Genomic DNA, 2,087 nt, shown 5'->3' on the forward strand with positions numbered 1-2,087 from the left:
TCCTCTTTCTCCCCCCTTCCCGGCCCCCTTCGCCCCGCTCCCCTCCTGTCCGCTTTTTCCCCCGCTCCCCGTCCTGTCCGCTTTTTCCTTTCCTCCGTTTGCCCTGTTTCTTCGTCTCTTTTCCCCCCCTCCCCCTGTCGTGGCTCCCCCGTCCGTCGCTTGTCTTCTGCTCTTGCCGCGCCCTTCCTCTTGCTGCCTCCTTTTTCTCTTTTTCTCTGGTCTCCTGTTCTGCCTGGCCCCGTCGCCCTTTCCCTGCCTCGTCTCCTTCCTCCTGTCCTTCCCCTCGTTGTTGTGCCCCCCTGGCCCCCCTGCCGCTGTCTTTCCTCTTTCCCTCCCGCTCTCTTTTTCGGTCCTTTCGCCCCTGCTCTTGGGCCTGCGTTCCCTCGCCGTCCCGTCGCCGCTCACTGTTTTCGCTTCTCTCTTGTTCTTCCGCCTCCGCGCTCTCCCGCTTTCTCGGTCGCGTTGGTCTTTTTGCCCCGGTTTCGGTGGCTTGGTCGGGGGTTTCCTGCTTTTGGCGGTTGTCTTTTTTTGTCCCGTTGGTTTTCTTCTCCCCTGTTTGCCCCCTTCCCTTCCTCCTGGTGCTCGGTCTTGGTCTCTTTTCCTTCGTTTCTCTTTCTTCCCTGTCCCTCGCCGCTCCGCCGCTTCCTGGCTTTCCCCTTCGTTCCTTTTCCCGTTTTCCCCGTTCTTGTGCTGCTGCTTGGCCCCTGCTGTGCCCCCTTCTGCTGTCTGTTTTCGCTGGCTCCTCTCCTTCCCTCTCTCTCTTGCTTCCTCCTGTCCTTGTCGTCTCCTCGTCGGCGTTCTTCTCTTCCCCTCCCTTCCTCCCCTTGCTTCTGCCCTCTCTCGTGGCGGGCCCTCTTCTCCTGCTGGCGTCTCCGCCGGCTCCGCCTGCTCTCCCTGGCTTCTGGTGCCTTGCCCGTTGTTCGCGGCGGCTTTTCCCTCGGTCGCCGTGCGGCCCGCGGCGCCCTGCCGGCGCTTCTCCCGCTGCACCCCGCTGCCCCCGCCGCCCCCGCTGCTCGCCTGCTGGGTGGCGGTGGTCGTGGCGCCTTTTCCTCTCCCCTGTTTCTCCCCCCCGCTCTCGTCCGTGCCTTCCCCCCCCCGGTCTTCGCCCTCCGCCTCGCCGCTGCCCGCTCTCTTCGCTTTTTTCCCCCTCCGTTCTCCTGTTTTGCTCCCTGTTTTCGGTCCCCTTCTGCCCTGCCCCCCCCCTCTTTTCTTTTTCCCTCTTTGCGCGTTCCGCTCCTGCCCCTCCCCCTCCCTCTCCTTTTCCTTCTTTTGCTCGCCCTTCCGGGTTGCGCTTCTTTTCACCCTGGCCCCCCCCCCTTCCCCGCTTGTCCTGGCCCCCTCCCCGTCTGCTCCCTCCGGGCCCTGGCCTCCTCCTCCCCCTTCCTTCCCCCTCTGGCGCTCCCGCCCCTCCCCCTCCTGTTCTCCTCCCCCCCGCCCCTGCCGCCCCCGCCGCTCCTGTCGCCCTCCCTCCCCTTCCTGGCCCTCCCCTCCCCCTCCCCCGCCCTCTCTCCGCCTGCGGCGCTCCCCCCTGCCCGTGCTGCCTTTCCCGCCTCTCTCCGCGCCGCGCGGTCCTTCGACTTGCTCGTCTGCGTCGTCCGCGCCTGCCCCTGCACCTGGCCCTCGCTTTGGCCGTGCTTTTGGGGTTGCTGCCCCTCGCTTTGGCTTTCGCCGTGGTCCCTTCCCCCTTCCCCGTCGCGCCTTTCGTTCTCCGCGTCGCTCCTTCTCCGGTCTTGTCGCTGTTGTTCGTGTTCTCCCCGCTGCCCCTCCCCCTTCTGCTGCCGCCCTCCCCTTCCTTCGCGCGCCCCTCTCTTCGTGCCCGCGCCCGTTTCCCCTTCTCCGCCCCGCCCTCCCTTTCGTCTCCCTTCTCTTTTCTCTTCCGTCGCCGCCCCTCGCTTTGCCCCTGGTCTTCGGGCCTCCTCCCCCCTCGTCCGCCCCCTCTCTCTCCCCTCTGTCCGTGCCCGTTCCCCTCCCTCCTTCTTTTTCCGTCCCGCTCTCCTTCCGTGCGTTCCTCTCCCCGCTCGCGCCTCTCCTGGCCCGCCGCTCTTTTCCCTTGGGTTTCGGTCTTCCCTTTTTCCTCCGTTCCTCCC

1 protein-coding gene is annotated in these 2,087 nt (G+C 66.4%); it reads right to left on the reverse strand.

Annotated features, from left to right (window positions below; genetic code table 11):
* Window positions 1-1,302, reverse strand: a 1,302-nt coding sequence (locus tag BAR153v2_RS07310; RefSeq protein WP_143245235.1) for a hypothetical protein, incomplete at its 3' end; no start/stop codon positions are given.
* Window positions 1,303-2,087 lie beyond the last annotated feature (785 nt).

Source organism: Bartonella sp. AR 15-3 (assembly GCF_002022445.1).
GTDB lineage: Bacteria > Pseudomonadota > Alphaproteobacteria > Rhizobiales > Rhizobiaceae > Bartonella.